This is a genomic window from Idiomarina piscisalsi, from assembly GCF_003987095.1.
In the GTDB taxonomy this organism is placed as follows: Bacteria; Pseudomonadota; Gammaproteobacteria; order Enterobacterales; family Alteromonadaceae; genus Idiomarina; species Idiomarina piscisalsi.
This window is the reverse complement of sequence record NZ_PIQA01000001.1, coordinates 610,350-636,830: the sequence shown is the minus strand read 5'-3', so window position 1 is coordinate 636,830 and position 26,481 is coordinate 610,350. Positions and strand designations below refer to the sequence as shown.

Sequence of the window (26,481 nt, the reverse complement as noted above, 5' to 3'; positions counted from 1 at the left end):
TACATTACAAAAAGCTAACATCTATATTGAGTTGCTGAGGTAATCAAGCGCGAATGCGTGATCAATTTTTGTTAAAGCAGTACATAAATACACTAGAGTCTACTGCGCTTTGTGCCCGACTGTCTCCGTCTGGTCACATTCGGTGGTTAAGTGACTCCATGCATAAGCTGCTCGATATTCACTACCTGAAACAAACAACACTGTTTCACAACTTTCTGCACCCCGACAACCGTGATCACGTAAAAGAAGTGATTAGCTACGCTATTGAGTCGGGTAATAGCTGGAATGGTACTGTTTGCCTGGAAAGTAATACCCGCACTAACTGGTGCCGTTGTATGACAATACCGCTGTACGACGAGAAAGGTCATTTGAGCGAGCTAGTCTTGCTGTTTCAGGACATTTCCCGCGAAGTTTATTTAGATGAGCTTTTGCAGGAAGCTCGTTATGATCGGGTAACAGGTTTGCCGATGCGGGTCGACCTGCTAAATGACTTAAAGCGTGTTAAAGCGCAGTGCCTAGCGGTACTCGACATTCGCAAATTTCGTAGTTATGCCGATTTTTACGGCTTAGATTTCGGCGATGAACTGCTCCGAAAGTTCAGTCTTTGGGCTCAGAAGCAGTTAAAACCTAACCATATTAATATTTATCGCCTGTATAGCGACAAGTTCGCTCTGATTCCCGACTTTCGGATGATCCCCACGCTTTTTGAAAGTCACTTACTGCATTTTTACGAGTCATTGTCAGACTTAAAGCTTCAGGTTCGTGACGTAGAAGCGAATTTGGACGTGGTGATAGGCATGGGTGTAGGAGATAACAAGCACCTGCAGTTGGCAGAAAGTGCACTGTCAAAGGCGAAGGCCATTTACTCTGGCCATAAAATTGAAGTGGTACGAGAGCGTGAGTTCTTAAAAGAAAACAAAATCAATTGGATTCCGAAGATTCAGTCCGCTATCACAGACCATCGTTTCATTAATTATTACCAGCCGATAAAAAGCACGTCTAAAGAGCGGCCAAGCTACTACGAAGCGTTAGTCAGAATGCGTGATGACAACAGCGACCTACCACCGGGTATGTTCCTGGATAAAGCGAAAACAACCCGCTATTACTGTGAAATTACCCGTGCGGTGATAGAACAGGCGATACTTGCCTCTGAAGAGTTTGGTGTTGCGATATCGGTGAACTTGTCGATTGAAGACATACTCAACGACAAGACCGTGAATTTCATACGCTACGTATTAATGGAACACAAAAAAGCACAGCTTATTTTCGAAATTACTGAAACTGAATCGACAGAGGACTTTGAGAAGGTTCAAGTGTTTGCTGACGAGGTTAGGCAGCTGGGCGGTCAAATTGCGATTGATGACTTTGGTGTGGGCTATTCTAACTTTTCCCGGCTTATCAGTCTTCGCCCCGACTACTTAAAAATTGACGGCAGTATTGTTCAGAATGTGCTTCACGATGAGACCAGCGCCAGCATTTTAAATGGCATGATAAGTATCTGTAAGGAGTTGAACATTCCTATTGTTGCTGAGTTTGTCGAAAACGAAGAAGTGAATAGCTATTTATGTAGCCAGAATATTGAGTATCTGCAAGGTTATTACATTGGCAAACCAAGTCCTGAAGTAAACCGACTACTAAACTGATTTTTCTATGCCTGATTTTATTGAAACCTACGATAATGCGTTATCACCGGAATTCTGCGAACAATTGATAACGGCTTTTGAGAGCTCTAAGCATACCTTTCAGGGGCGAACAGGCGGTGGTGTTGATACCAATAAAAAGTCCAGTACGGACTTAATGCTAAATTCCCACCCGGAATATCAGGAGTTATTGTTAAAAATACAGAAAACGACAGCAGACCATGCACTGCAGTACTTTAAAAAGTATCATTTTGCACTAATTGCACCTGTCGCATTGACACTGCAACACCCGAAAACTCAACAACCAACACCTTTGACCCATGAAAATTTCGATGAAATAGCCAAAGGTAATGAAATGGCTATCATGCAAAAGTTGTTTCGCGTTGGTGCTATTCAAATGCAGCGATACCGAAAAGGTGAGGGGAACTACAACTACTGGCATTGCGAGACGTTTCCGCAAAAAGGCTCCACTGAGCCACTGCACCGAGCGTTGTTGTTTATGTATTACTTGAATGATGTGGAAGAAGGTGGCGAAACCGACTTTTATTATCAAGAACGTTCGCTAAAACCTAAGGCTGGGCAAATGGTCATAGCGCCTGCTTATTTCACGCATACACACCGCGGCAGAATGCCGGTTTCTAACGACAAGTACATTCTCACCAGCTGGATTCTGCATAGCCGCGCTGAGCAGTTGTTTGGCGCTTAGCGGTTCGATTCATTAATTTGCTTTAAGGCATAAAAAAGCCCCAGCTTAATCGTTAAGCTGGGGCTTTTTATTGAGCGAGTCTTATTTTTTATTCTTCGTCACTTTGAAGAATCGTGACTTCACCCAGGTTCAATTCGCGAACCTTATCTTCAATTTCAGCTAAGTCACCAACAATAACCCAGGTCATTGCGTTTGGCGTTAATACCTTATCGGCGCTTTGCTGAATATCATCCAATGTTATAGCGTTAATACGCTGACCATAAGACTCAAGATACTCAACATCTTTGCCTTTGTTAAAGGTACTGACTAGACTGCTTAACAAAGCACCTTTGGTTTCATAAGCACCAGGCAGTTTAGCAGTTTTGTTCGCTTTAACTTTAGCAAGTTCGTCGTCAGTGGCCGGCTTGTCGCCTTCATACTGAGTAAACTCTTTGACAATCTCCTGAATGGACTCCTGAGTCTTGTCGGTTTGAACCGGCGCAAGCGCCATCAACAGTCCCGGACCTTCGTTGTCTAGCCAAATAGAACGTGCGCCGTAAGACCAACCTTTGTCTTCACGAAGGTTCATGTTTAAACGACTGGTGAAACTGCCGCCAAGAATTGTGTTCATAACATCAATAGTGTCGGCGTTGTCGACTTGACCTGATGGTGCTAGCTGACCGGCGATAATCAGTGACTGAGGTGTTCCTGGCTTATCAATTAAGAACACTCGGTTTTCGTCTGACGCAGCAGACGCATCCAAGGTTTTTTCAGGTTTAGGGGTTGCCGGAGCCTGCCAGCTGGCGAACTGCTCTTCCAGCAGAGATTTAGCCTGCTCTACTGTGGTATCACCAACAATGACCAGTTTCGCATTATCTGGGCGCAGCCACGTTTGTGCATGCTCAACTAAGTCGTCGCGCGTCAGAGATTTAATAGACTCGACTGTACCAGAGCCTGTTAATGGTTGGCTGTAAGCATGGCCATCACCAAACATTAAGCCTGGCAGAACTCGTAAGGCCTGAGTTTGAGGGCGAGCTTCTTCTTTGCGAATACCCTCTATCCAGTTTGAGCGCTTACGTTCAATTTCTTCTTCTGAGAAAGCTGGGTTTTGCAGCACGTCATTCATGAGAGCCAGGCTTTCTGCAAAGTTAACGCTTAGTGTATCCATACTAATGCGCGAGCTATCCAGGCTTGCTGATGCATTCAAGTTAGTTCCTAAAGACTCCAGACGTTCACTCAACTCTAGCGAACTCAGACTCTCAGTACCTTCTTTTAGCATCGACATAGTGTAACTTGCCGTGCCCAGTTTGCCGCCAACGTCAGAGGCGTAACCACTGTCAAAGACTAAGCTCATTTCGATGGTTGGCGTATCGGTACGTTGTGCTAAGTAAACGTCTAAGCCATTCGACAATGTAAATTGTTCAACTTCAGGCAGTTCTAATTGTGGTAAATCACCCACGTTCGGAAGCTCAGAACGATCAGCATCCGTTTCCTGCGCCGTGTAGTTTGGCTGTGGCACAACGTTCAGAACGAAGTCACCGCTTGAAAGCCACTGTTGAGCCGCATTTTGAACGTCACTAACCGTTGCTTGCTTGGTCCACTCCATTTCCTGAGCGTAGAAGCCAGGGTCATCGTGGTAGACAGCGCCAGAGGCTAGAATGTCTGACTTACCACCGAAACCACCCACTTTTTCAGCGCGGCGGACAAAGTTCGCTGTATTACTGAATTTAGTGCGTTGCAGTTCAGCTTGTGTCGGGCCCTCATTAATTAGACGCTCCAGTTCTTCATTAATGATAGCTTCAATTTGCTCGAGCTCGACGCCCGCTTTTGCATCGGCGGTAATCATAAACTGTCCGGCAAGAGTACGACCGTATTGGAACGCACCGACTGAGCTGGCAATTTGCTCTTCGTATACTAAGCGCTCATAAAGACGTGAGTTTTTACCATTAGCAAGGATGTCGGCAAATAGCTCAAGGTATTCAGAATCAGCCGTACCCATCTGTGCGGTGTTCCAAACCTTATAAACACGGGCGGCAGGAACGCGATCTTCCATAGTCGCACGCTTAGTTTCATTGCGCTTAGCTACCCAGGCTTCTTGCTTTTTCAGTGGCTTGCCTGGACCGATATCTGCAAAATATTTAGTCACTTTCTCTTTAGCGGTTTCAACATCAATATCACCGGCTAAAACTAATACCGCGTTTGCAGCACCGTAATAATCTTTAAACCATTGATGGACGTCGTCCAGGGTTGCCGCATTTAAGTCTTCCATGGAGCCAATAACAGACCATGAATAAGGGTGACCTTCCGGGAACGTTTGCTCGGCAATGTAGCTCCAGGCTTTACCGTATGGCTGAGCTTCGCCCTGGCGCTTCTCGTTTTGCACAACGCCGCGCTGTTCGTCGAGTTTTTCTTGAGTAACAGCGCCTAACAAATGACCCATGCGGTCTGACTCCATCCATAACGCCATATCAAGCGCAGGAGTCGGGACATTTTCAAAGTAGTTGGTGCGGTCATTGTTGGTAGTGCCGTTCATTTCTGTTGCGCCGGCACGCTCGAAGGGACCGAAGTACTCATCGTCGTAGTTTTCAGTACCATTAAACATCAAGTGTTCAAACAGGTGGGCGAAACCAGTTTTACCGGGCTTTTCGTCTTTAGAGCCAACGGCATACCAGACGTTAACGGCAACAATTGGCGCCTTGCGATCTTCATGCACAACAACGGTTAAACCGTTATCTAAAGTGAAAGTCTCATAATCGACTTTAACTTCTGGAAATTGTGACTGGCTAACGGCCGTGGTGTTATTAGCTGAGCTGGTTGACTGACAGCCGCCTAATAGTGCTGTTGTCACTGCCACTGCAGTGAGGGTTTTCATCATTTTCATCGTTGTTCCCAATTTGTTTTTATAAGCTCGTCTACTATACGAAAGAGCGACTTGTTATTCTCGTGAAATGGACTATTAAATTGTAACGAAATTAAACATATTGAAATGATGAAAGAGTGTTTGTATGAAATAAGGTCTTAGTCAAGTCTTTTAATTACACAGACAATCAAGGATAATTGCGCGCGGTTTGCAGCAAATAGACACGGTATCTTGTGAGTAAGACGACAGTTATAGCAATAGCAGGGGCTTCAGCATCAGGTAAAAGCTTGTTTGCCTCAACGGTTTATCAGGAGTTAGTGGCCGAACTCGGCACTGACGGTATCGCCATTCTCGCCGAGGATGCCTATTACCGCGACCAAAGTCATATGACAATGGAGCAGCGCGTTCTGACAAACTATGACCAGCCTGCAGCGTTTGAGCATGACTTGCTCATGCAACACCTCAAGCAGTTGAAAGCTGGCGAAGCAGTCGAGATGCCACAATACAGTCACAAAACACACACTCGTTTGCCCGAGACCATTAAAGTTGCACCGGCAAGGGTGGTTATGGTTGAAGGTATTTTGCTGCTGACGGACGAAAAGCTTCGCGAACAGTTCGACATTTCCGTATTTATGGATACGCCGTTGGATATTTGCTTGCTGCGTCGTATTAAGCGCGATATTGAGGAACGTGGCAGAACACTACAGTCTGTTACTGAACAGTATGAGCAGTACGTGCGCCCGGCGTTTTTTGACTTTATTTTCCCATCCAAACAGTATGCTGATCTTGTTGTCACTCGCGGTGGCCAGAACGAAATAGCCATTGACATTATAAAAACAAAAATACGTCAGTTGCTGGCGGAATAAACTGGTTTTCTTATGAATAGTATTCTTGGCATTGCCATTATTTTTCTCGTTGCTTATTTGGTTTCTACTAACCGTAAAGCTATCCGCTGGCGCACCGTTCTCGGTGCTTTTGCTATTCAAGTAGTGCTTGCCGGGTTTGTGCTTTATGTGCCTATTGGTCGTGAAATGCTGTTTGGTTTCGCACAAGGAGTATCGACCGTTATTGGCTACACAAAAGCGGGTATCGACTTTCTTTTTGGCAACTTAGCGTCCGAAGACTTTGGTTTTGTGTTCGCCATTCAGGTGTTGTCCGTTATTGTCTTTTTCTCATCACTTATTTCAGTGCTTTATTACTTAGGCATTATGAAATGGGTCATTCGCATACTAGGTGGTGGCCTGCAAAAACTACTGGGTACCAGTCGCCCGGAATCAATGTCGGCAGCAGCTAATATTTTTGTGGGGCAGACCGAAGCGCCCATGATGGTGCGGCCCTTCATAGGTACAATGACCCGTTCCGAACTATTTGCGGTAATGGTTGGCGGAATGGCGTCCGTTTCAGGCTCCGTACTTGCGGGCTATGCGGGCGTTGGTGTTGAGCTGAAATATCTAATCGCCGCAAGCTTTATGGCAGCTCCGGCAGGGTTCCTTATGGCAAAAATGATGATTCCTGAATGCGAGAAGCCACGTAACGACTTAGAAGAAATTGAAGTTGAAGACAGTTCAGCAAACGTGATTGATGCCGCTGCACAAGGCGCGTCCAGCGGTTTACAGCTAGCCATGAATGTGGGTGCAATGTTGTTAGCCTTTGTGGCACTTATTGCATTAATTAACGGCATTTTTGGTTGGGTCGGTAGCTGGTTTGGTTACGCGGACTTGACTCTGCAAGAAGTCTTTGGCTACGTATTCCAACCGGTTGCCTATGTATTAGGGGTCAGTTGGGACGAAGCGAACCTGGCTGGTAGCTTCATTGGCCAAAAGCTGGTTATTAATGAATTTGTCGCTTATCTGGACTTTGTGAATTATAAAGACCAAATGAGTGAGCATTCGCAGGTCATTATTACTTTCGTGCTTTGTGGTTTTGCGAACTTCTCATCTATTGCCATTTTGCTTGGTGGGCTAGGTGGTATGGCGCCGAGTCGTCGTCATGATATTGCCCGACTGGGTATGAGAGCTTTATTGGCAGCGACACTCGCCAATATGATGAGTGCCGCTATTGCTGGGTTCTTTGTTTCTCTAACCTGATAAAACCCGAGAGACCGCAATTAACTGCGGTCTCTCATGACACCCTCCTGAATGGTCGATGCGACCAAAACACCGTCTCTGGTATAAATTTGGCCACGTACAAGTCCACGCTGACCGCTGGCTGAAGGACTGTCTATTGCGTATAACACCCAGTCGTCCATGCGAAAGTCGCGGTGGAACCACATAGCATGGTCAATGGTGGCAACCTGCATATTGGGCTGTGCAAAGCTAACCCCGTGAGGTTGTAATGCTGTTGGTAAAAAGTTGAAGTCTGACGCATAAGCAAGCAGGTATTTATGTACTCGAATATCTGCAGGCATATTGCCGTTGGCTTTTAACCAAACATAACGCTTCGGTTCATCTTTCTCAGGTTTAAACGGGTTATAGGGTGTAACAAAGCGCATTTCTATCGGCTTTTCGCAAATAAACTTCTTTCTTAGTGGTGCCGGGATAAGCTCTTCATGCTCGCGGTAAATATCCAAGTCAGAAACCAAGCCTTCGGGACCCGGAACCTGTGGCATAACATCCTGATGCTCAAACCCTTGCTCCTGTTGCTGAAACGACGCTGTCATGTAAAAAATTGGCTTGCCATACTGAATGGCCTGCACCCGCCGTGCCGAAAAGCTTTTACCATCCCGAATATTTTCTACGTCATAAACAATGGGTTTCTTTGCATCGCCCGGACGCAAAAAATAGCTGTGAAATGAGTGGCACACGCGTTCCGGTGGCAGTGTTTCTTTCGCGGCCGATAAAGCCTGACCAATGACCTGGCCGCCGAATACAGCGCCAAAGCCTAAATCCTGACTTTGACCGCGGTATAATCCATCTTCAATGGTCTCCAGTGTCAGTAGGTTCAATAAGTCGTCGAGTACCTTGCTCATTTCCTGCGTCCTGTGATGCTGGTTAAAACTTAAGTCTTATTGATCTTAAACGGTTTTTCCGGACTATGTAATATAAAGTAAGAAAATAACGATTATAGTGGATTAACTGAGCATTTAACGCGCAGTGTGTTGGCACAAGTCTTTGATTTGTGTTTGCATAGAAAGTACTTTATGTGGCTCAAACGGTTCTGTTTGTCTATATTAGAAGTATCGTTTGGCTTAACAAAACGCTTAAGAAGCGAATGGGAGAGTATCTATGTCAGGCAAAGACAGTCTGAAAACCTTAAGTACATTAGAGGTTAACGAAAAAACCTTTCATTACTACAGTTTGCCCAAAGCGGCAGAAGCTCTAGGGGATATTTCAAAACTTCCGGCTTCAATGAAAGTGTTATTAGAAAACTTGCTGCGAAATGAAGACGGCAGCACAGTGAATGAAGATGATTTAAAAGCCATGGTCGATTGGCAGAAAGAGAAGAAAATCGACCGTGAAATTCAGTACCGTCCAGCGCGTGTTCTGATGCAGGATTTTACCGGTGTACCCGGCATTGTTGACTTGGCAGCCATGCGTGATGCGGTTGATAAAGCAGGGCATAATCCTGAAACCATTAACCCATTGTCGCCTGTCGACTTGGTCATTGACCACTCGGTTATGGTCGATAAGTACGCAAGCCCTGAGGCATTTAAAGAAAACGTTCGCATTGAAATGGAGCGTAACAAAGAACGTTACGAATTCCTGAAGTGGGGACAGGGTGCTTTTGAAAACTTCCGTGTAGTGCCGCCGGGCACGGGTATTTGTCACCAGGTAAACCTGGAATATTTAGGTAAAAGTGTCTGGACTAAAGAAGAAGATGGTAAAACCTTTGCGTTCCCGGACACGCTGGTAGGAACCGACTCTCATACCACAATGATTAACGGTATTGGCGTATTGGGTTGGGGCGTTGGCGGCATTGAAGCTGAAGCCGCAATGCTTGGCCAACCGGTTTCCATGCTGATTCCAGAAGTGGTTGGTTTCCGTTTAACCGGCAAACTGAATGAAGGTGTGACAGCGACGGACTTGGTTTTAACAGTTACGCAAATGCTGCGTGAAAAAGGCGTAGTCGGTAAGTTTGTTGAATTCTACGGACCGGGCTTAGATAACCTGCCATTGGCAGACCGCGCAACAATCTCGAACATGGCACCGGAATACGGTGCGACTTGTGGCTTCTTCCCGGTCGACGATGAAACCTTGCGTTACTTCCGTCTGTCTGGTCGTGATGAAGAAACCATTGAATTGGTTGAAAAATACAGCAAAGCTCAAGGCTTATGGCGTGACAACGACAACGAACCAGAATACACCGATTCGCTGGAGTTAGATTTAGGTGATGTAACCGCATCGCTTGCTGGACCCAAACGCCCACAAGATCGCGTCAACATGGAGCAATTGGGCAGTAACTTTGACCTGATTCTTGAGACAAACGGTCAATCGGCTGAAAAAGATAAAGAAGTACCAGTAAAAGGAAAAGATTACAGCTTGTCACATGGTGACGTTGTTATTGCCGCTATTACCTCTTGTACGAATACGTCAAACCCAAGCGTTATGATGGCAGCGGGCCTATTAGCTCAAAAAGCGATAGAAAAAGGGTTGATGCGTAAACCTTGGGTTAAATCGTCACTGGCACCGGGTTCGAAGGTTGTTACTGATTACCTGGCGAAAGCAGGTCTGGACGAGTATCTCGATAAACTCGGCTTTAACCTGGTAGGTTATGGCTGTACGACTTGTATCGGTAACTCGGGTCCGTTGGATGATGAAATTACCGAAGCTATTCAGGAGGGTGACTTAACCGTATCTTCTGTGCTGTCCGGTAACCGTAACTTTGAAGGTCGCGTTCACCCAGAAGTTAAAGCGAACTGGCTGGCCTCACCACCATTAGTGGTTGCTTATGCGTTAGCAGGTACAACTCGTACTGACTTAACCAAAGACCCTATTGGTAAAGACAAAGACGGAAATGACGTATTCTTGAAAGACATTTGGCCAAGCAGCGCTGAAATCTCTGAGGCGGTGAAAATGGTTGATAACCAGATGTTTGGCAAGGAGTACGCTGAAGTCTTTGCTGGCGACGAAGAGTGGCAGCGCATTAGTGTTGCTGAAGGTAAAACCTATAATTGGCAGGACGAGTCTACCTACGTTAAGAACCCGCCGTTCTTCGAAGGTATTGATAAGCCGCTGGAAGACCCTAGCGATATTAAAGACGCTAATGTACTGGCGGTGTTCGCGGACTCTATTACAACTGACCATATTTCGCCGGCAGGCTCAATTAAGCCTGACTCACCTGCGGGTAAATATTTGCAGGAAAACGGTGTTGCGGTTAAGGACTTTAACTCATACGGTTCACGCCGTGGTAACCACGAAGTGATGATGCGCGGTACTTTTGCAAATATCCGCATTAAAAACCAAATGCTCGATAATGTTGAGGGTGGCTTTACTAAGTTCATTCCAACAGGCGAGCAAATGCCAATTTACGACGCCGCCATGAAGTACATGGAGAACGACACACCGTTAGTCGTGTTGGCAGGTAAAGAGTACGGTACAGGCTCTAGCCGTGACTGGGCCGCAAAAGGCACGCGTTTGCTGGGTGTTAAGGCTGTTATCGCTGAGAGTTATGAGCGTATTCACCGCTCTAACTTGGTTGGTATGGGCGTTCTACCGCTGCAATTTGTCGACGGGCAGGGCGTTGAAGCTCACAAGCTAACCGGTGAAGAGCAAATTTCTGTATTGGGACTGAACGGTGACCTGAAACCCGGTCAAATGCTGGACGTTGTTGCGAAACGCAAAGACGGTTCAGAAGAGAAGTTCCAGGTGAAATGTCGTATCGACACCGGCAACGAAATGAACTATTACAAAAACGGCGGTATCTTACACTACGTACTGCGTCAAATGCTTAAGTAATAGTTAGCTAATACGACAAACCCCGGCCGAGCAGCCGGGGTTTTTTTATAGCTTAAGCGCTCTGCCACCATCAACCTTTATCGATTCACCCGTTAAGAATGGGTTGTCGCGTAAAAAGCGCACTGTGTCTATCATGGGCTTTAAGCCACCTTCTACACGCAAAGGAGTCTCATCCAGCACTTGCACTTTATGTTCGTCATCGTGCTCGGGCAGGAATAAAATTGGGCCTGGCTGAATAGCGTTAACGCGCACATCCGGCGCTAATGTTTTAGCAAAGGCTTGAGTCATATTGGCTAAGCCTGCTTTCGCAGCACAATAAGCAATGTAATTCGTGGACGGCTTGTCGGTGTATATATCAGTAATATTTATAATAAGTCCATTGTCAGAGTTCGACAGTTGCTGTTGTAAGCCTGTAATGAGTAGGTAGGGCGCAACATTGTGAACCTGAAAGACAGCTGCAAGCGCTTCCGGGTCATTGTCGACCGTATCGTTGTCGAAAAAACAGGACGCATTATTAATCAATAAATCCAGTCTAGAGGCGCTTTTCTGAACCTTGGCATTTAGGGCTTTAATGTCATCCTGGCGGGTAAAGTCGGCCTGAACCGGTTCAGCGCCCAGTTTACTGAGTTCGTCGACACCGTCTTTTGAATGGTTGTAATGTGCAAATACTTTGTAGCCGTCTTCTATGAGTGCTTTGGCGACTTCAAAGCCGAAACGGCGACCAGCGCCGGTAACAAGTGCGGTTTTCGTCATGAGGCAAGCCCCAACTCTGTAGTCAGTGATTGTAAATACTCCGGTACATCAGGGCGTTCATCAAGAGACCCTAAAATATCAATATCGATGGTTCTGTCTTTTCTGCTTCTTTCCGGATCACTGCGGTCGCGACCCAGAGCTTCTTCTATTTGGTTAAATTGCTGCTTAAGCTCATCTGAGTTAAGCGGTGTATCGATAATAAATAACGCGTTGAGAAAACCGTTGTTTGTATCAATATCAACCGGCTTCGTGGCTATGTTTTGACTGAACAAGCAGTCGCCGCTGATCGTTCGTAACTGCTGTTTTGCGTGATGGATATTCATTTCAGGATCGATATTCGACCCCAGGCTGCATAAATACTTCATAAGTTAAAAGCCACTAAACGTAAAAATTATGTTGTGTCATATACGGTGTACAGCGTAAAACAGATGACCCCGTGAAACAGTTGAAATTGCTATAATTGGCTGATAGCCTGAAATTTCAACTTGCGTTGGCGAGCAGATGTCTTAATGACAAAAAACAAAAAAAGCTTTAACTATTGCTATATCTTGTTTTTATTTTGTTTTATTGGCTTTCTGCCAACGCCAACCCTTGCGAATGAATCGGCTCACCAGCTTACCATTGAAGGACCCACTTCAGTTATTAAAGAAGGGTACTTTAATGTTTCAGTGTCTGCAAAGTCAGAGCTGCAAAAGCTCGACAAGTTAACCATTGAAGTTGCGACAGATGCAGACTTCACTGACAACCAGAAACAGTTTCCTGCGTTGGGTGACTTTTCCACTATATCGCTAACCGGGTTTTCAAATGGCAGTTATCACTTAAGAGCCAGAGCCGAAACCAAAAGCGGCGAGTCGCTGGTCAGTAATATTATTCAGGTTACGGTTAAGCATTATCCTCTGTGGCAGGCACTGACACTGTTTTTTATTGGGTTAATTGTTTTTGTAGCAGTCGTAACCACGTTGCTTTTACTTCATCGTAAATGGACACACTCGCGACACCATCCTCATGACTGAATTTGCACTGGACACAAGTACCGGCATTCTCATCATTGTGCTTTTTGGCCTGTTTTGGATAGGTTTTGGGTATTGGCTGGGTCGCAAAAATAAAAGCCATGAAGACTTTGCGTTAGCCGGCCGAAACGTCGGTTTTGCTTTTGCGGCGGCGACGGCGATGGCAACCTGGGTGACCAGTAATACCACTTTGGTTGCGCCGCAGCTGACGTTTCAGTTTGGTGTGTGGGGCATGATAGGCTACTCATTTGCAGCGCTGGGGCTTATTTTGTTCGCCCCCATGGCGAAACGCATTAAACAGCTGCTGCCTAACGGTTATACCTCAGGTGACTTTATCCGACTGCGTTATGGTCAGTTTGCCTGGGTTGTGTTCATGATTATTTCTGTCGTCTATGCATTCGGCTGGTTAATCAGCCTGGGCATGGCGGGCGGTATTCTTCTGGAGTCTTTAACCGGGCTCGACTACCACATCGGGATGACCACAATTTTAGTCATTTGTGTGGGCTATACCTTGTTTGGCGGTATGCGCGCCGTTATTGCAACCGACTTTATTCAGGCACTCATTATTATTGCCGGTGTCAGCTTTATTGCTTACTGGCTTATCGACAATATCGGTTTAAGCAGTATTCATGAGAATTTGACAGCGGAGCATCCAAAGTTGCTCGACGTCTTGTTCCCCGCTGCCGTTATGTTCCTGTTTAATAATATTTTTTTCGGTCTAGGCGAAATTTTTCATTCCAACGTGTGGTGGTCACGGGCGCTATCGTTTAAAAAGGGTGTTGCTTATAAAGCCTATTTAACCGGTGGGTTAATGTGGTTGCCTATTCCTATTGTTACCGGCTTTATTGCGTTAGCGGCGCCACAGTTAGGCATATTCCCGCCTAGTATGGATATGATAGGCCCAACCGTTGCCGCAGCTGTATTGGGTAAAGCAGGCGCTGTTATCGTTTTCGTTGTGATATTTTCAGCCTTAGCCTCAAGCCTTGATTCGTTATTAGCTGCAACATCCGATCTCGTTACCCAGGATATTTACCACAAAAAACTAAAACCGAAGGCGTCCGATAAAAACCTGATGCGTTTTAACCGAAGCTGTATTTTTGCGTTGGGAGTCATTACCTGGCTTTTCTGTCTTCCTAAAATAGCCACGCTGGGCGCATTACTGAATTTTGCCGGAGCTTTTGTGGCAAGCACTATCTGGCCAATATTACTGGGGCTTTATCATAAGAAGCTGACCGGTACTTATGCAGCAATAGCTATGGCAGCGGGCACAGCGTGCGGAATGATAGGTTATTTCGCGATAGGTTTTTATGTGGCAGCGCTGGTGTCTTGCGCGGTATCCGGACTGATATGCGCGGTGGGTATCATGACCAGCCAGTACAACTTTGACTGGAAGCAGCTACAGGAGGAAGACGCACATGCTAATGGGTGAGTCGGTATTCGAGTGGATGATTATCACTGCGTTGATCCTCAGTTGCTTAGCGCCTGTAGTACTTCTGGTGCTTTGGGTAAAAGATTTAATTTCAAAAACAATATGGTAATTCTATGAACATAAAGGATGTATCCTTCGAACGTGAGCGCCCCGATGTCTGCGGCGATGCTCACCCGAAGGCGTTGTTAAAAGCTATTCAGGAGGACGGCGATTACCTACTGAAATTGGCGAATCAACATATTGTGTCGGCTGACCAGTTTTCTCAGCAAGGCATGTTGCAGTTGTTTCGTTTGGCTGCGAAGTATGAAGCGAATCCCCGCCGTTTTAGTACGTCGTTGCAGGGCAAGATATTAATCAGCGCATTTTATGAGCCAAGCACCCGCACGCGACTGTCGTTTGAAAGCGCCTGGCATCGGTTAGGGGGCGATATTATGTCGATAACTGACCGGTCAACCACAGGCATCGCAAAAGGCGAGTGTTTGTCGGATATAGCCGAGATGTTTAATAACTACGGCGATTGCGTGGTGCTTAGGGACAATAATGAAACCTCGCTTGAGGAAATGATAGATTCTCTGCGTATTCCAATTATCAACGCCGGTAACGGTGCCGATGAGCATCCAACTCAGGCGCTGTCTGATATGTACGCGATATTTAAATGGCGTCCTGACTTAGTCACCGAAGAGGCGGAAAACGCTCCGATAAAAGTCGGTATTATTGGCGTACCGAACAAAATGCGCACGGTCAGAAGTTTCATTAAGTGCTTAACTAAGTTTCCCAAGGCCATTGATGAGCTGGTCATCATCCATGATGAGGCGTCAACAGAGCAGCTATTTGGTAGTGAACAAAAAGAACAGGTAGAGCAGGCGGGAATAAAAATTCGCAGTACCAGAGAGCTCGATGAGGTATTACCAGAGCTTGATGTGGTTTATATCAACGCTATTTCATGGGAAGGTAATTCAGTAAACACCTACGGCAGTGAATTTCATTTGTCGGCAAAGTCGCCACTAAAAGAAAGCGCCATTATTTTGCATCCATTGGCGCGTGGTGAAGAACTTTCAACGGACTTAGATCATACGCCTCATAATTGGTATTTTAGTCAGGCCAGAGGGGCAGTGTTTTTACGTATGGCGTTACTAACCTGTATGGTTCAGCGAGCTGAACGCGTCATTGATGTCGTTTAATACGAGGAAAAGCAAAGAATGTGCGGAATTGCTGGCGTTTTTCATCACCAAACGGATAGAGAAATTAACCCTCAAACTCTGGTTAACATGGCGGCGATTATGCATCATCGCGGGCCTGATGGGTTTGGTTACAAGATTCAACCGGAGCGCGGCGTAGGTTTTAGTCACGCTCGCTTGTCTATTATTGATCTCGATGAAAACCGGGGTCGTCAACCTTTTATGTCCGCAGACAAACGTTTGATGCTGACACACAACGGTGAGTTTTATGACTTTAAACGTATTCGAGCCGACTTAACGGCGCGTGGCGCACGTTTTAATAGTAAGAGTGACTCTGAAATTGTACTGCATTTATTCGAGCGTTACGGACTGGAGGACACCTTAAAGAAGTTGCGTGGCGAGTTTGCATTTGGCTTGTTTGATGCCAAAGACGACAGCCTGTATTTAGTGCGTGATCGCTTCGGTATTAAACCGCTGTACTGGACGGAAACAGATCACGGTGTGGTGTTTGGTTCGGAGCTGAAAGTTTTATTTGCGCACCCGGATGTTAAGCGTCAATTCTCGGCTGAGGGCTTATATCACCAATTGATTCAGGTCATGGTGCCCGGCTCGACGGCGTTTGAAGGAATTAACCAGGTACAACCAGGCTATGTCGTTAAATTGCAGCGTAAAAACGGCAAAGTGGTTGCGTCAGAGCACAAATACTGGGACGTCGATTTCCCGCCTGAGCACAGTTATCCGGGCGCTGACGTCGATGAAGAAGAGTACATTGAAGGTGTTCGTGCCAAGTTGTTAGAGGCGGTTCAGCATCGAATGACTGCCGATGTACCGGTCGGCTGTTATTTGTCAGGTGGTATCGATTCGTGTTCGATACTGGGGTTGGCTTCAGCGTCGACTCAAACTTCCGTAAAAGCCTTTACCATTGGTTTTGACTCGGACGACTACGACGAAACGCCAATAGCGAAGGAGATGGCGGAAGCGACTAACGCTGACCATCATATTATGCGCCTGAATGCCAACGATCTTTACGATCACTTCGTGAAAACTTTATGGCATACAGAGCGAACGATATACAACACTTTGGGTGTCGCTAAATATTTAATGAGTCAGCAAGTGCATGAAGCCGGCTACAAAGTGGTGATGACTGGTGAGGGCTCGGACGAGCTCTTTGCGGGCTACCCGGCGTTCCGTAAAGATATGTTCCTGCATGGCCTTGATCACTTGCCGGAAGTTGAGCGGGTAGAATGGCAGGAGTTGCTGGAAAAGAACAATGCCTTATTCAAGGGCGCTATGCTGGCTCGTGAAGAATTCGTCAGTGACGCGTTCAATAAGAAAATGGGCTTTACCCCGAGTTGTGTGCAGCCTTGGTTGTCATGCTCGTCTGTCGCTTTACCCTTAATGTCGGCTGAGAAGCGTCAACAAGTAGAGAGTTATGATCCAAGCAAGGCCATTGCAGATACTTTGGATGAAACCATGCTGGAAGGCCGTCACCCGTTAGATAGAGCTCAATATGTATGGATAAAAACCATGCTGGAAGGGCAAATACTGACTTGGGGTGGTGACCGCGTCGATATGGCAAACTCGATGGAAGCGCGTCCTGCGTTTCTTGATCACCATTTAGCAGAGTATGCGTTCACTGTGCCGCCCCATTTACGTATAAAAGGCAACAAAGAAAAGTATGTACTGCGTGAAGCGATGAAAGGCCTCTTGCCGGAAACCCTGTATAAGCGCGAAAAGTTTGCCTTTATGGCACCGCCTGCGCATACCGATCCGGAAAAGTGGAAAGCTGTAGAAAAGCTGGCTGAGCAGTTCTTAAGTAAGGACGCGGTGGAGTCTGCCGGATTACTCGACTATGACGAGGTGGTTAAAACCTTTGAGCGTCATCAGGACGAAAGCGTGCCTAACGAAGAGCGTGTGCAGCTGGACGCCGTGATTAACCACATGCTGGGTGTTCAGGTGTTACACCATCACTTTGTAGCAACAGACGTGCCTGAGCAAGCAGCACAGCGAGCAAAAGAGCTCGGCTGGACTGCTTAGTTTTCTAACTTTTTAGTCACCGGTGACTGCAGAGATGTAGTCACCGTATCCTCTCTCTTCCATGTCTTCCAGTGGAATAAACTCTAACGCTGCCGACGGTTGCTCACCACCAGGGCTTTCTTCGGTGCCGCCAGCGTAACCGGATACCACCTCACGTACACCACTTAGTTGCTCAAAAGCTTCTTCAACGCACCAAAAACAGCCACCTGCAAGTGTGGCGACTTTTTCATTATTTTGCTTTGTTGGCTCAGTATTTTGTGCCATGCTGAAACAAGAAAATAACAGTGTGACACTAACAATAGTAATGAGCTTTTTCATGACAAACTCCAAACGCCAGGATTAATACTTTATAGACCAACTTTTATGAAAAAGATTACTTACTCAATTATTCTCACCTTAAGTTGCACTTTGCCCTGTCTTGCTGCCGAGCAGGAGCAAAAGGATGACGAGTTTTGGCTGGATGGATTCAGGGTTGGTTTAGGAGACACAGTCGATGCAACCGCACTGTGGTTTGACGGGCTTTTTGGTGATGGCGAATTTGAAGACGATTACAGGCGCTCTTACGGACGCCTTTCGGTGGCACCGCAGTGGGACGAATACGACGGTTTTGAGGTTAAGTCGCGTTTTCGTGCTCGTGTTGCACTGCCTAACTTAGAAGACAACGTGTCGGCGTTTATCGGGCGTGTTGATGACGATGAGTTTTTAGACGAAGAGTCAACGGGTAAACCATCGGTGATACGCTCGCCGGAGTCTGACCGTGAATGGTTGGTTGGATTAGGGTTTGACCCTGAGATACATGAGGGGCACCGAGTATCCTACAGTGTCGGTATCCGCGGTGGTCTGCGTTTTGATACTTACGTGAGAGCACGCTATATGACGGGCTTTGTCATATCGGACAAACAGCAGCTTAAGTTTCAGTCGGCGGTATTTTGGCGAGATAGCGATGGACTTGGCGTCTCGCAGCGTTTCAATTATGAGTCGGCATTAGATGAACGTTGGTTGTTACAGTGGGGGGCATTAGGTACTTTTGCTGAGGAAACAGAAGGACTACGCTGGAGCTCAACGGCGCGCCTATATCACTTATATAACGAAGATAAGGCCTGGGCAACGGAGACTTGGATAGAGGGGCAGACTGACCATGAGGTGCCCATTAGTGATTATGGTTTACGCCTGTTAAATCGACAGCGTTACTTAAGGGAGTGGTTCTTTGTTGAAAGCTGGGTGGGGTATCACTGGCCTCGCAGTCACTTACAAGAGCAACGACAAGGCCAGTGGCTAGTCGGTATTGAGTTTGAAGTTCACTTTGGTACTACAAATGCTTACATGCCCGATGCTGAAAAGCGCAAATCCAATACTAATGGATCATGGTCTGACGAACGATAAGCCGCTGGTTCATAAAAGTCCGCATTGCGATAATCATAAATCGAGGGCTCGTCAGCGTTAAAAGGTAAATGGTAAACGCCTGAAATATTGTCTTTTAGCGTATCTGCCACAAAAATATGGTCAAGCGCACCAGCTTGGCTGTCATAAACGTAGGAATAGTCAGTTGCCTTTGATGGATTATGAAAGCCGTTTTCTGAAAAGTAACGAATAGGATCTTCTTTGTAATAGGCGTTAAAGTCACCCAGTAATACTGCATTCGGGAAGGCTTCTTCTGCGATCCATTCAGTAAGCTGCTCCGCAGATTTTACCCGCAAGTCGTTCCAGCAAGCTTGTCCGTCATTTTGGTTGCTATTTGGGCTTTCGTTGTCTTCCGGACAGCTTCCTTTGGACTTAAAGTGGTTAACGATAACAGTAAACTCTTCGCCAGTGTTTTTATCTTCCAGCGTTTGTGCCAACGGCGGGCGGCTGCCCCAGGCGAATGCACCGGCGGTGTTAACTAAAGCATGAGAAGACGCAGAGATAGTGTCTTTGTTGTATATCAGTCCAACGGTTATCTGGTCACCGCCAATACGCTGAGCTTGCGGTTCAGAGATGTAGTAGGTGACTGAGCCGGAATCGTTTAACGCATCGACCAATTGACGAATGGCACTGTGCTCTCCAAAACCGTCATTTTCAACTTCCATAATGCCGATAACATCGGCGTTTAATGCGTTTATTGCCGCTACAATTTTAGCTTGTTGCCGTTTCATTTCTTCCGGTGTATCGGCGCCGCGTGGCGTTGGAAAGCCTAGCCCCTGGCCATTACCATTGAAGAAATTTAACACGTTAAAACTGGCTATTCTTAGTGTGCCGCCAGCTTTTTCGGGTGTTTCAGAAACAACAGTTTTTCCGGGCACTTTAAGCTGCGGCGTGTCTAATGGCTGAAACCGATAACGGTTATTAAACTGACTGACTACGCCAACTAACGGCTCTATTTCAGAGCCTGTACGTAAACTCTTCTGAGGACCTGAAAATAAACTGTCAAAAGGCAATGGGCGAGGATCTTTCTGGTTGCTGTTGTCGTCCATTTGAATGCGGTTAAGCTCGTTTTTTGCTGCCAGGTCACGGGCTTCGTCGCCTGGTTGAACAATCTGCGACGGTGTCCATAAACGACCCGCAGAAACATCCACAAAGCCGTAACGCGAGTAATTGTAATTGCCTGAAACGGTGAGAGGCTCATTATTACTGCTGGAAAGTGTTACGCGCATGCCTTCGACACGCTCAAAGGCGCTTTTATCGGCTGCAGGCAGAGTAAACGGAGTGGCTGCCGGTAAAGCGTTAACAGACCCACAGGTAGTTAGCTCGTTAACCTCGGTTAAGGTAGTGACATTGTTGATTTCCTGAATGACTCCGGAAAGAACAATAGTGTCTTTGGGCGATACGTTACTAATGTGGCTATCTGTTCGCACGAATATACCTTCAGACGTCTTGTCATTGTCGTCAGCGTCATCTGGCGCACTTTCAATAAAGAAGCCGCCAAGCTCTTTTTCGGCTTGCCAGCTGGCCGTTACGATACCTCTCACCGTGACGCGAGTGTCGACCATCGGTGAGTTAAAGCTGCTGCCCTGAACGGCATTAATGGGCGTAATATTTGGGTTGTCGGTTTTACAGACATCAGCGACTGCGGCAAAAGGAGAGGCCGCAGCAATTAACGCTGTGATGAGCGAAGCTCGTGTGAACAGTGAAGCAGTCATAATTAATGATCCAGTTTGTGATAACTACCGACTTCTAACACCGGGGCAGCGTCGAGTCGTTCAGCATCCATCATATTGGCAATGCGCTGCATGGAAGAAAGCAGTAAGGACTGCTCCCATTCTTCTAACGCCTGAAACTTTTCAATAAAGTCTTCCTGCAACGGCTGGGGTGCTTTATTCAGTAACTCCATTCCGCTGTCGGTCAAATACAGTGACACACGACGCTTGTCCTGTTCACTGCGATGCCGGTGAATAAGCTGGCGGTGTTCAAGGCGCTCGATAACATTCGATACCGTGGCCGGACTTAAATTAATATTCTGAGCCACTTTACTGGCAGTAATGCCATCTGCAGCTTTAATTTCCCGTAAAATGAGCAATTGAGGGGCGGTCAGCCCGGAATACTTGTTGAGTTGCTTGGAATAGAGGTCAATGGCTCTAATAACTTTTCTGAGCGCCAATAAAAGCTCTTCGTACTTTTCCATTATCGGCCTCCGTTTTAGTATCGTGGAGCTGACAAGTCAGTTCGACGAATTTGGACGACAACACCGAGTCTCGGATGATCAAAGTAATGTGTTTCGTGGCTAATTACGCGGCGCAGTTGCGAGAAGTAATAACTGCGTAAAAACTCTGTATCGGTTTGCGCACCAGCTAACGCGAGTTGCGCTTGCTCTTCAATGCTATTACCAATGCGCTCCAGGCTGCTTTTTTCCCGTAAATTGAATTCGCCGTCAATGTGCAGGTAGTTACCAATAAGGTATATGTCGATAAGACCGTCAAACTCCCAAACCAGCGGGTTCTTCTCATTTAACGACCGCATTTGCTCTGGCTGCGGTATTTTGCTTAAAGGTTTAAAGGGCTTGCGACCGCTTTCAATAAGTGCAAACAATTGCTCAATATCGGACTGAAGCGCATGACTACTTTGGTTTTCCAATGGCGCTATAAACTCATCGTCATTTTTAGGAAAGCCGTCATAAAAGAAGTCGTTTGAGTAATTTTTACCGGCAAATAAGCGGGACTTGGGACCAACACCTTTTTTGAAAACCGGTTGGCGCCAGGCTAAGTGTAATAACGGCTTAGCATGGCCTTTTTCTTCAAGCTCGGTACGAATTTCATTGAGCTCCAGCTTGTCAGCAGGCACTAAAAACGGGGCTGCTGCGGTATTAATGTCGCCACCTTTGCCGTCAATGATCACCGGGGTTTCAGGCAACGCCATAAGCGGCGCTGGCGGAGCTAAAGGGTTACCGGCAATCGGAATCCATTGCTCTTCGTTTTCATAGCGACAGGCTAAATCAATTTGTTGAGTCTCGTCTAATGGCTCACAAACGGGTAACCCGCTGATTAATGCCCGTGGCCTATTGCTTAAGAACGAAGTCAGGAAGTCGCGTTTGTTGCGTGCATCGACGCGAGTCGGGGACAGCTGGAATTGTTCGCTGGAGGCATCAGCAATACGCTGTTTGAACACCAGAACTTCAACTTCAAACCAGCGCCAGTAGTCTTTATCCGGCAAAGCTTTCGCGCTAACCGGGTAAATTGCCGCAACGGCAATAGCAGCAATTAAACTGTGTTTAATCAGACTGGTGACTGACGCCATTAATTTGTTCTCCTTGTACGCTAGGCTTCCGACTGCTCAGAAAACTCATCAAGTAGTGACTCTATCAGTTTTAAGCGACTTTGAGTATCTTCAAGCGGTTGACTGATGCGCAGGCGGTTTGGACCGTCCAGCTTGTAATGGTTCGGCGCTTTCTGAATTAAGCCGATAATCACTTCCGGGTTTATTTTGGTGTTATCAGCAAACTCAATGACACCGCCCTGATTACCGACATCCACTTTGCGAATGCCCAATTGTTCGGCATGGTTCCTTAGACTGGTTTGACGTAACAAGTTCTTAGCCGCGTCAGGCAGCAGACCAAAGCGATCAATTAACTCCACCTGAATGTCATCAATTTCTTTATTGGTCTCGCAATTAGCAATGCGTTTATACAGGCTAAGGCGATTATTAATATCCGGAATATAGTCGTCAGGAAGTAATGCCGGTAGTTTCAAATCAATTTCTGAACGCTCATGCAGAAGTTGCGACAGAGACGGTTCTCTGCCTGCTTTTAAGGCGTCTACGGCTTGCTCGAGCATGTCCATGTACAAGGTAAAGCCAATGCTCTCAATTTGGCCGCTCTGGTCGTCGCCCAGTAACTCACCGGCGCCCCTAATTTCTAAGTCATGAGTGGCCAGCATAAAGCCCGCGCCTAAATCTTCCAACTGAGAAATAGCCTCCAGGCGCTTAGCGGCATCTTTAGTCATACGCTTAGGATGCGGCGTTAGTAAATAAGCATAAGCCTGGTGATGTGAACGACCGACACGACCACGTAGTTGGTGCATTTGAGCAAGGCCTAGATGATCGGCGCGGTCCATAATAATGGTATTTGCACTGGGTATATCTATGCCGGTCTCAATGATGGTTGTACACACCAATACGTTAAATCGCTGGTGGTAGAAGTCCGACATAATTTGCTCAAGCTCACGTTCACGCATTTGGCCGTGGGCAATAGTGACACGAGCCTCCGGTACCAGCTCTTCAATGTCGCGGGCGGTTTTCTCAATGGTTTCTACGTTGTTGTGCAGGAAGTACACCTGACCGCCACGCAATATTTCACGCAGAATGGCTTCTCGCACTGTTGGCGCATCGTATTCACGTACAAAGGTTTTAACCGCCAGGCGCTTCGCCGGTGGTGTCGCGATTATCGACAGGTCACGAATGTTATTCATGGCCATGTTCAGTGTTCGCGGAATCGGGGTTGCGGTTAATGTCAGAATGTCGACATCAGCCCGCAGTCGTTTAATGGTTTCCTTCTGGCGCACGCCAAAGCGATGCTCCTCATCGACAATCAGCAAGCCGAGATCGCGGCATTTTACCGTGTCCTGCAGCAGCTTGTGTGTGCCGATAATAATATCGACTTTACCGTCAGCCAGGTCGCTAAGAATGGCGTTGGACTGCTTGGTCGTTTTAAAGCGTGAAAGTACCTCCACACGCACTGGCATATCGGCGAAGCGGTCACTGAAGTTTTCGTAATGCTGTTGTGCCAACAAAGTGGTGGGTACTAACACCATGACTTGTTTGCCTTCGTTTACCGCAATAAAGGCGCCGCGCATGGCCACTTCCGTTTTACCAAAGCCAACGTCGCCACAAACCAGTCGATCCATCGCTCGCGGTTGCTGCATGTCATGTTTTACCGCTTCAATAGCGGTATGCTGATCAATAGTTTCTTCAAACGGGAAGCCAGCGGCAAAACGCTGGTAGTCTTCGTCATTAATTTTGAATGGGTAGCCTGGCTTAGCTTCGCGGCGGGCATAGATATCGAGCAGCTCAGCAGCAACGTCCCGTACTTTTTCAGCCGCCCGTTTTTTGGCTTTTTCCCAGACATCGTTGCCCAGTTTGTGTAATGGTGCATGGCTTTCTTCGCCGCCGCTGTATCGACTCAGCACATTAAGGTTAGCCACCGGGACATAAAGCTTCGAGCCACCTGCGTATTCAATAGTCACGAACTCCGTAGTGACATTACCGGCATCCAGTGTTGTCAGACCCTGATAGCGACCGACACCGTGATCGATATGAACGACGGGTTGCCCAGGTTGCAACTCCGCCAGGTTACGAATGAGTGTATCGGCACTGACCGTGGCTTTTTGCTCACGGCGGCGACTTTGCACTACGCGGCTGCCGAATAGCTCTGTCTCGGTAATGAACCAGAGTTTGGCATCGGGCAAATAAAAAGAGTTGACGATGGGGCTTATAATTAACCCCACACCTTTTGCAGGCGCGTCTCCTAAATGCTGACACAGCGTCACTTTATGACCCAGCTTGGCAATAATCTCCCGCAGTGCTTCGCGACGTCCGGCGGTTTCTCCGGAGAGAATAACCCGCTCTGACTTTTCTAAAGCGTTATTAATAACGTGGTTTAGCTTTGCAAAAGGCGCTTTTTGGTGATGATCGGCGGCTATATCGGATACTGACTGCGAGTGAAACTGAACCGGGCCTGGTTGTGCCATGTCTGCAGGAACGCTGGCACGCACGCGGCGGTACTGCTTAAAGTTAGCGTGAATTGCATCAACCGGTAAAAACACCTCGTTCGGATGCAGCAATGGACGCAGCGGGTCGAACTGACGCTGGTCGTAACGGTGATTTATGTCCTGCCAGAGTCGCTCAAGGCTTGCCTGAATGTTGCCAAAGGTCACCAGAACCGTGTCTTCTGGTAAGTAGTCAAATAATGAAGCCGTTTCCTCAAAAAACAGCGGCAAATAGTATTCAATGCCGCCGGGTAGCTGGCCTTTACTGACTTGCTGATAGACCGATTCGCGTTCGGTACTGGCTTCAAAACGCTCGCGATATTGGGCGCGGAACCGCTCAATCGCGGTTTTAGTCATTGGAAATTCGTGCGCCGGCAGCAGATTAATATCGTCTATGGGGTCTTTTGACAGCTGGGTTTCCGGGTCAAATGGACGAACGGTGTCAACTTCGTCATCGAAAAAGTCCAGTCGATAAGGGGTTTCGCTCCCCATTGGGAACAAGTCTAAAATGGAGCCACGCGCACTGAATTCACCGTGCTCCATAACCTGATTAACATGCCGGTAGCCAGCGCGCTCAAGCTTTTCCCGCAATTTAATGGCATCCAGTTGCTGACCTTTTTCTATTTGCAGTGCCTGCCCCGACACATAAGAGGTTGGGGCAATGCGGTGCATCAAGGTATTGACGCTGACAATAAGCGCACCGCGCTTGGCAGACGGCAGACGTGCCAGCACTGACAGACGGTCAGAGATAATATCCTGGTGCGGTGAGAAACTGTCGTAGGGCAGAGTTTCCCAGTCTGGAAAGAGTGTTATGTCGTCATGATACTCGGTGTGTTCGCCGGCAAAAAACTTAACTTCTTCTTCAAGGCGATAGGCCTGATTGGCATCGGCAGTGACCACTAAAACCCGGCCCGGAGTCGAGTCAATCAGTTTGGCCAGAGCAAGTGCCGGTGAGCTACCTTGCAGTTCCTGCCAGGTAATGTCTTTGTCTTTAGATGAAGGAAAGGGCGGTCGTAATACAGATGCCTTAGTCATGACTACTCAATAGTTACGTTAAAAAGGTTGCAGTAAAAGCTGCGCGAACGACGGTATTATACTGAAAATGACTAGGAATTGGATGAGTCGTCAGCTTTTTCCTCTGCATTATCTTTTTGTTCGCGGCGTTGTTTAGAGCGCTGCTTTAATTGGCGACTTTGCGCGTGCAGGCTGGCACGTATGAGGAGTTCCTGGTCTTCTTCGCGGATACGCTCGAAAGTTAGGGTGCATAAGTAGGTGTCATTATCGTCGAGCGCTTCTGAGCTCTCAAGACGGACATAACAGAATATAGCCAGTGCTTCTTCTTTAAAAAACAGCTTCGCCTGAAATAATTGGCCGCTTTCTGGCGGTGAGCCTGAAATCACCCGAATGCCGCCGCCACCATACTCTTTTCCGGAAAAACGGTGTGCCGCATCGTCTTCATTACGTAGCATATAGCCCAGCAGAATATTCATGCGTTTGTGCTGCTGCTCAAGGAAGTCAACAAGAGCGCTGCCGGCAGGTTGCTCGATTTTAATGGCTTGTATTTTCTGGGTGTCGTTTTCAGCCATGCTAGAGGCAATTAAAAACAGTTCAGGAATTTGTGTTTCAAACTCCTCATCGGTTGGCAGCTGATCAGTATTCTCTAGCGGTACCAGGTTAACCGGGAAGTCTTCCTGCACGGTGAAGAAATCGCCTATTGGTGCTGTCATCGATGTCTGCGATTGCATCATTGCCTCTGCTTTTAGTTGTCAGGCTGTTAACAAGTCATTATCCTTGCTCGTAATGAATTAGCAACCACAAAAACA

The 26,481-nt window shown here is 47.0% G+C and carries 20 protein-coding genes; 10 read left to right on the top strand and 10 right to left on the bottom strand.

Annotated elements, in window-relative coordinates; translation table 11 throughout:
• The first annotated feature begins 53 nt into the window (after nucleotides 1-53).
• The gene (locus tag CWI73_RS03160; RefSeq protein ID WP_126751511.1) at nucleotides 54-1,643 is read left to right on the top strand and encodes a sensor domain-containing phosphodiesterase; all 1,590 of its coding nucleotides are present in this window, start codon (nucleotides 54-56) and stop codon (nucleotides 1,641-1,643) included.
• A 7-nt stretch (nucleotides 1,644-1,650) separates the two neighbouring features.
• Nucleotides 1,651-2,346, top strand: coding sequence for a 2OG-Fe(II) oxygenase family protein (locus tag CWI73_RS03155; RefSeq protein ID WP_126751510.1), 696 nt, complete (start codon nucleotides 1,651-1,653; stop codon nucleotides 2,344-2,346).
• A gap of 88 nt (nucleotides 2,347-2,434) precedes the next feature.
• Here CWI73_RS03155 and CWI73_RS03150 read toward each other — a convergent pair whose 3' ends face one another.
• The gene (locus CWI73_RS03150; protein WP_126751509.1) at nucleotides 2,435-5,206 is read right to left on the bottom strand and encodes a M16 family metallopeptidase; all 2,772 of its coding nucleotides are present in this window, start codon (nucleotides 5,204-5,206) and stop codon (nucleotides 2,435-2,437) included.
• Between the two features lie 212 nt (nucleotides 5,207-5,418).
• On the opposite strand from CWI73_RS03150, the gene udk reads away from it, so the two are divergent.
• Together udk and CWI73_RS03140 are read left to right on the top strand one after the other, a co-directional pair.
• Nucleotides 5,419-6,051 (top strand): uridine kinase, encoded by a 633-nt coding sequence (gene udk / locus CWI73_RS03145; protein ID WP_126751508.1) that lies wholly within the window; start codon nucleotides 5,419-5,421, stop codon nucleotides 6,049-6,051.
• A gap of 12 nt (nucleotides 6,052-6,063) precedes the next feature.
• Nucleotides 6,064-7,272 carry a NupC/NupG family nucleoside CNT transporter gene (locus tag CWI73_RS03140; protein WP_126751507.1) on the top strand — a complete coding sequence of 403 codons (1,209 nt, stop codon included), beginning with the start codon at nucleotides 6,064-6,066 and terminating at the stop codon, nucleotides 7,270-7,272.
• Between the two features lie 20 nt (nucleotides 7,273-7,292).
• Here the strand turns inward: CWI73_RS03140 and tesB are convergent, their stop codons facing one another.
• Complete coding sequence (gene tesB / locus CWI73_RS03135) at nucleotides 7,293-8,153, bottom strand: acyl-CoA thioesterase II (RefSeq protein WP_126751506.1); 861 nt, start codon at nucleotides 8,151-8,153, stop codon at nucleotides 7,293-7,295.
• Nucleotides 8,154-8,409: 256 nt separating this feature from the next.
• Between tesB and acnA the strand changes: the two genes are divergently transcribed.
• Entirely contained in the window at nucleotides 8,410-11,079 is a 2,670-nt protein-coding gene (gene acnA / locus CWI73_RS03130; RefSeq protein ID WP_126751505.1) for an aconitate hydratase AcnA, read from the top strand.
• Nucleotides 11,080-11,124: 45 nt separating this feature from the next.
• Here acnA and CWI73_RS03125 read toward each other — a convergent pair whose 3' ends face one another.
• Together CWI73_RS03125 and folK are read right to left on the bottom strand one after the other, a co-directional pair.
• Nucleotides 11,125-11,832: an SDR family NAD(P)-dependent oxidoreductase gene (locus CWI73_RS03125; RefSeq protein ID WP_126751504.1), complete on the bottom strand. Its 708-nt coding sequence runs from the start codon at nucleotides 11,830-11,832 to the stop codon at nucleotides 11,125-11,127.
• Nucleotides 11,829-12,197, bottom strand: coding sequence for a 2-amino-4-hydroxy-6-hydroxymethyldihydropteridine diphosphokinase (gene folK / locus CWI73_RS03120; protein WP_126751503.1), 369 nt, complete (start codon nucleotides 12,195-12,197; stop codon nucleotides 11,829-11,831). Before folK ends, CWI73_RS03125 begins: the two co-directional genes overlap by 4 nt.
• Nucleotides 12,198-12,341: 144 nt before the next feature.
• Between folK and CWI73_RS03115 the strand changes: the two genes are divergently transcribed.
• From CWI73_RS03115 to asnB, 4 genes are all read left to right on the top strand, one after another.
• Complete coding sequence (locus tag CWI73_RS03115) at nucleotides 12,342-12,845, top strand: hypothetical protein (RefSeq protein WP_126751502.1); 504 nt, start codon at nucleotides 12,342-12,344, stop codon at nucleotides 12,843-12,845.
• Nucleotides 12,838-14,271 carry a sodium:solute symporter family protein gene (locus tag CWI73_RS03110; protein WP_126751501.1) on the top strand — a complete coding sequence of 478 codons (1,434 nt, stop codon included), beginning with the start codon at nucleotides 12,838-12,840 and terminating at the stop codon, nucleotides 14,269-14,271. Before CWI73_RS03115 ends, CWI73_RS03110 begins: the two co-directional genes overlap by 8 nt.
• A 113-nt stretch (nucleotides 14,272-14,384) precedes the next feature.
• Nucleotides 14,385-15,452, top strand: a complete 1,068-nt coding sequence (locus tag CWI73_RS03105) for an aspartate/ornithine carbamoyltransferase family protein (protein WP_126751500.1) — start codon at nucleotides 14,385-14,387, stop codon at nucleotides 15,450-15,452.
• 18 nt (nucleotides 15,453-15,470) lie between these two features.
• Nucleotides 15,471-17,486: an asparagine synthase (glutamine-hydrolyzing) gene (asnB, locus tag CWI73_RS03100; protein WP_126751499.1), complete on the top strand. Its 2,016-nt coding sequence runs from the start codon at nucleotides 15,471-15,473 to the stop codon at nucleotides 17,484-17,486.
• A 12-nt stretch (nucleotides 17,487-17,498) separates the two neighbouring features.
• Here asnB and CWI73_RS03095 read toward each other — a convergent pair whose 3' ends face one another.
• On the bottom strand, nucleotides 17,499-17,804 hold the full coding sequence (locus CWI73_RS03095) for a peptide-methionine (S)-S-oxide reductase (RefSeq protein ID WP_126751498.1): 306 nt from the start codon (nucleotides 17,802-17,804) through the stop codon (nucleotides 17,499-17,501).
• Between the two features lie 45 nt (nucleotides 17,805-17,849).
• On the opposite strand from CWI73_RS03095, the gene CWI73_RS03090 reads away from it, so the two are divergent.
• Nucleotides 17,850-18,869 (top strand): hypothetical protein, encoded by a 1,020-nt coding sequence (locus CWI73_RS03090; RefSeq protein WP_126751497.1) that lies wholly within the window; start codon nucleotides 17,850-17,852, stop codon nucleotides 18,867-18,869.
• On the opposite strand, the gene CWI73_RS03085 is transcribed toward CWI73_RS03090, so the two are convergent.
• The 5 genes from CWI73_RS03085 to CWI73_RS03065 all read right to left on the bottom strand — a co-directional run bounded on the left by CWI73_RS03085 (nucleotide 18,806) and on the right by CWI73_RS03065 (nucleotide 26,406).
• The gene (locus CWI73_RS03085) at nucleotides 18,806-20,602 is read right to left on the bottom strand and encodes an ExeM/NucH family extracellular endonuclease (protein ID WP_126751496.1); all 1,797 of its coding nucleotides are present in this window, start codon (nucleotides 20,600-20,602) and stop codon (nucleotides 18,806-18,808) included. The two genes, CWI73_RS03090 and CWI73_RS03085, sit on opposite strands and share 64 nt — an antisense overlap.
• A 2-nt stretch (nucleotides 20,603-20,604) precedes the next feature.
• A complete protein-coding gene (locus tag CWI73_RS03080) occupies nucleotides 20,605-21,084 on the bottom strand; it encodes a MarR family winged helix-turn-helix transcriptional regulator (RefSeq protein ID WP_053952388.1) in 480 nt (159 codons plus the stop codon).
• A gap of 14 nt (nucleotides 21,085-21,098) precedes the next feature.
• Nucleotides 21,099-22,193: a CsiV family protein gene (locus CWI73_RS03075; protein WP_126751495.1), complete on the bottom strand. Its 1,095-nt coding sequence runs from the start codon at nucleotides 22,191-22,193 to the stop codon at nucleotides 21,099-21,101.
• 20 nt (nucleotides 22,194-22,213) lie between these two features.
• Nucleotides 22,214-25,693 carry a transcription-repair coupling factor gene (mfd, locus tag CWI73_RS03070; RefSeq protein WP_126751494.1) on the bottom strand — a complete coding sequence of 1,160 codons (3,480 nt, stop codon included), beginning with the start codon at nucleotides 25,691-25,693 and terminating at the stop codon, nucleotides 22,214-22,216.
• 71 nt (nucleotides 25,694-25,764) lie between these two features.
• A complete protein-coding gene (locus CWI73_RS03065) occupies nucleotides 25,765-26,406 on the bottom strand; it encodes a PilZ domain-containing protein (RefSeq protein WP_126751493.1) in 642 nt (213 codons plus the stop codon).
• Nucleotides 26,407-26,481 lie beyond the last annotated feature (75 nt).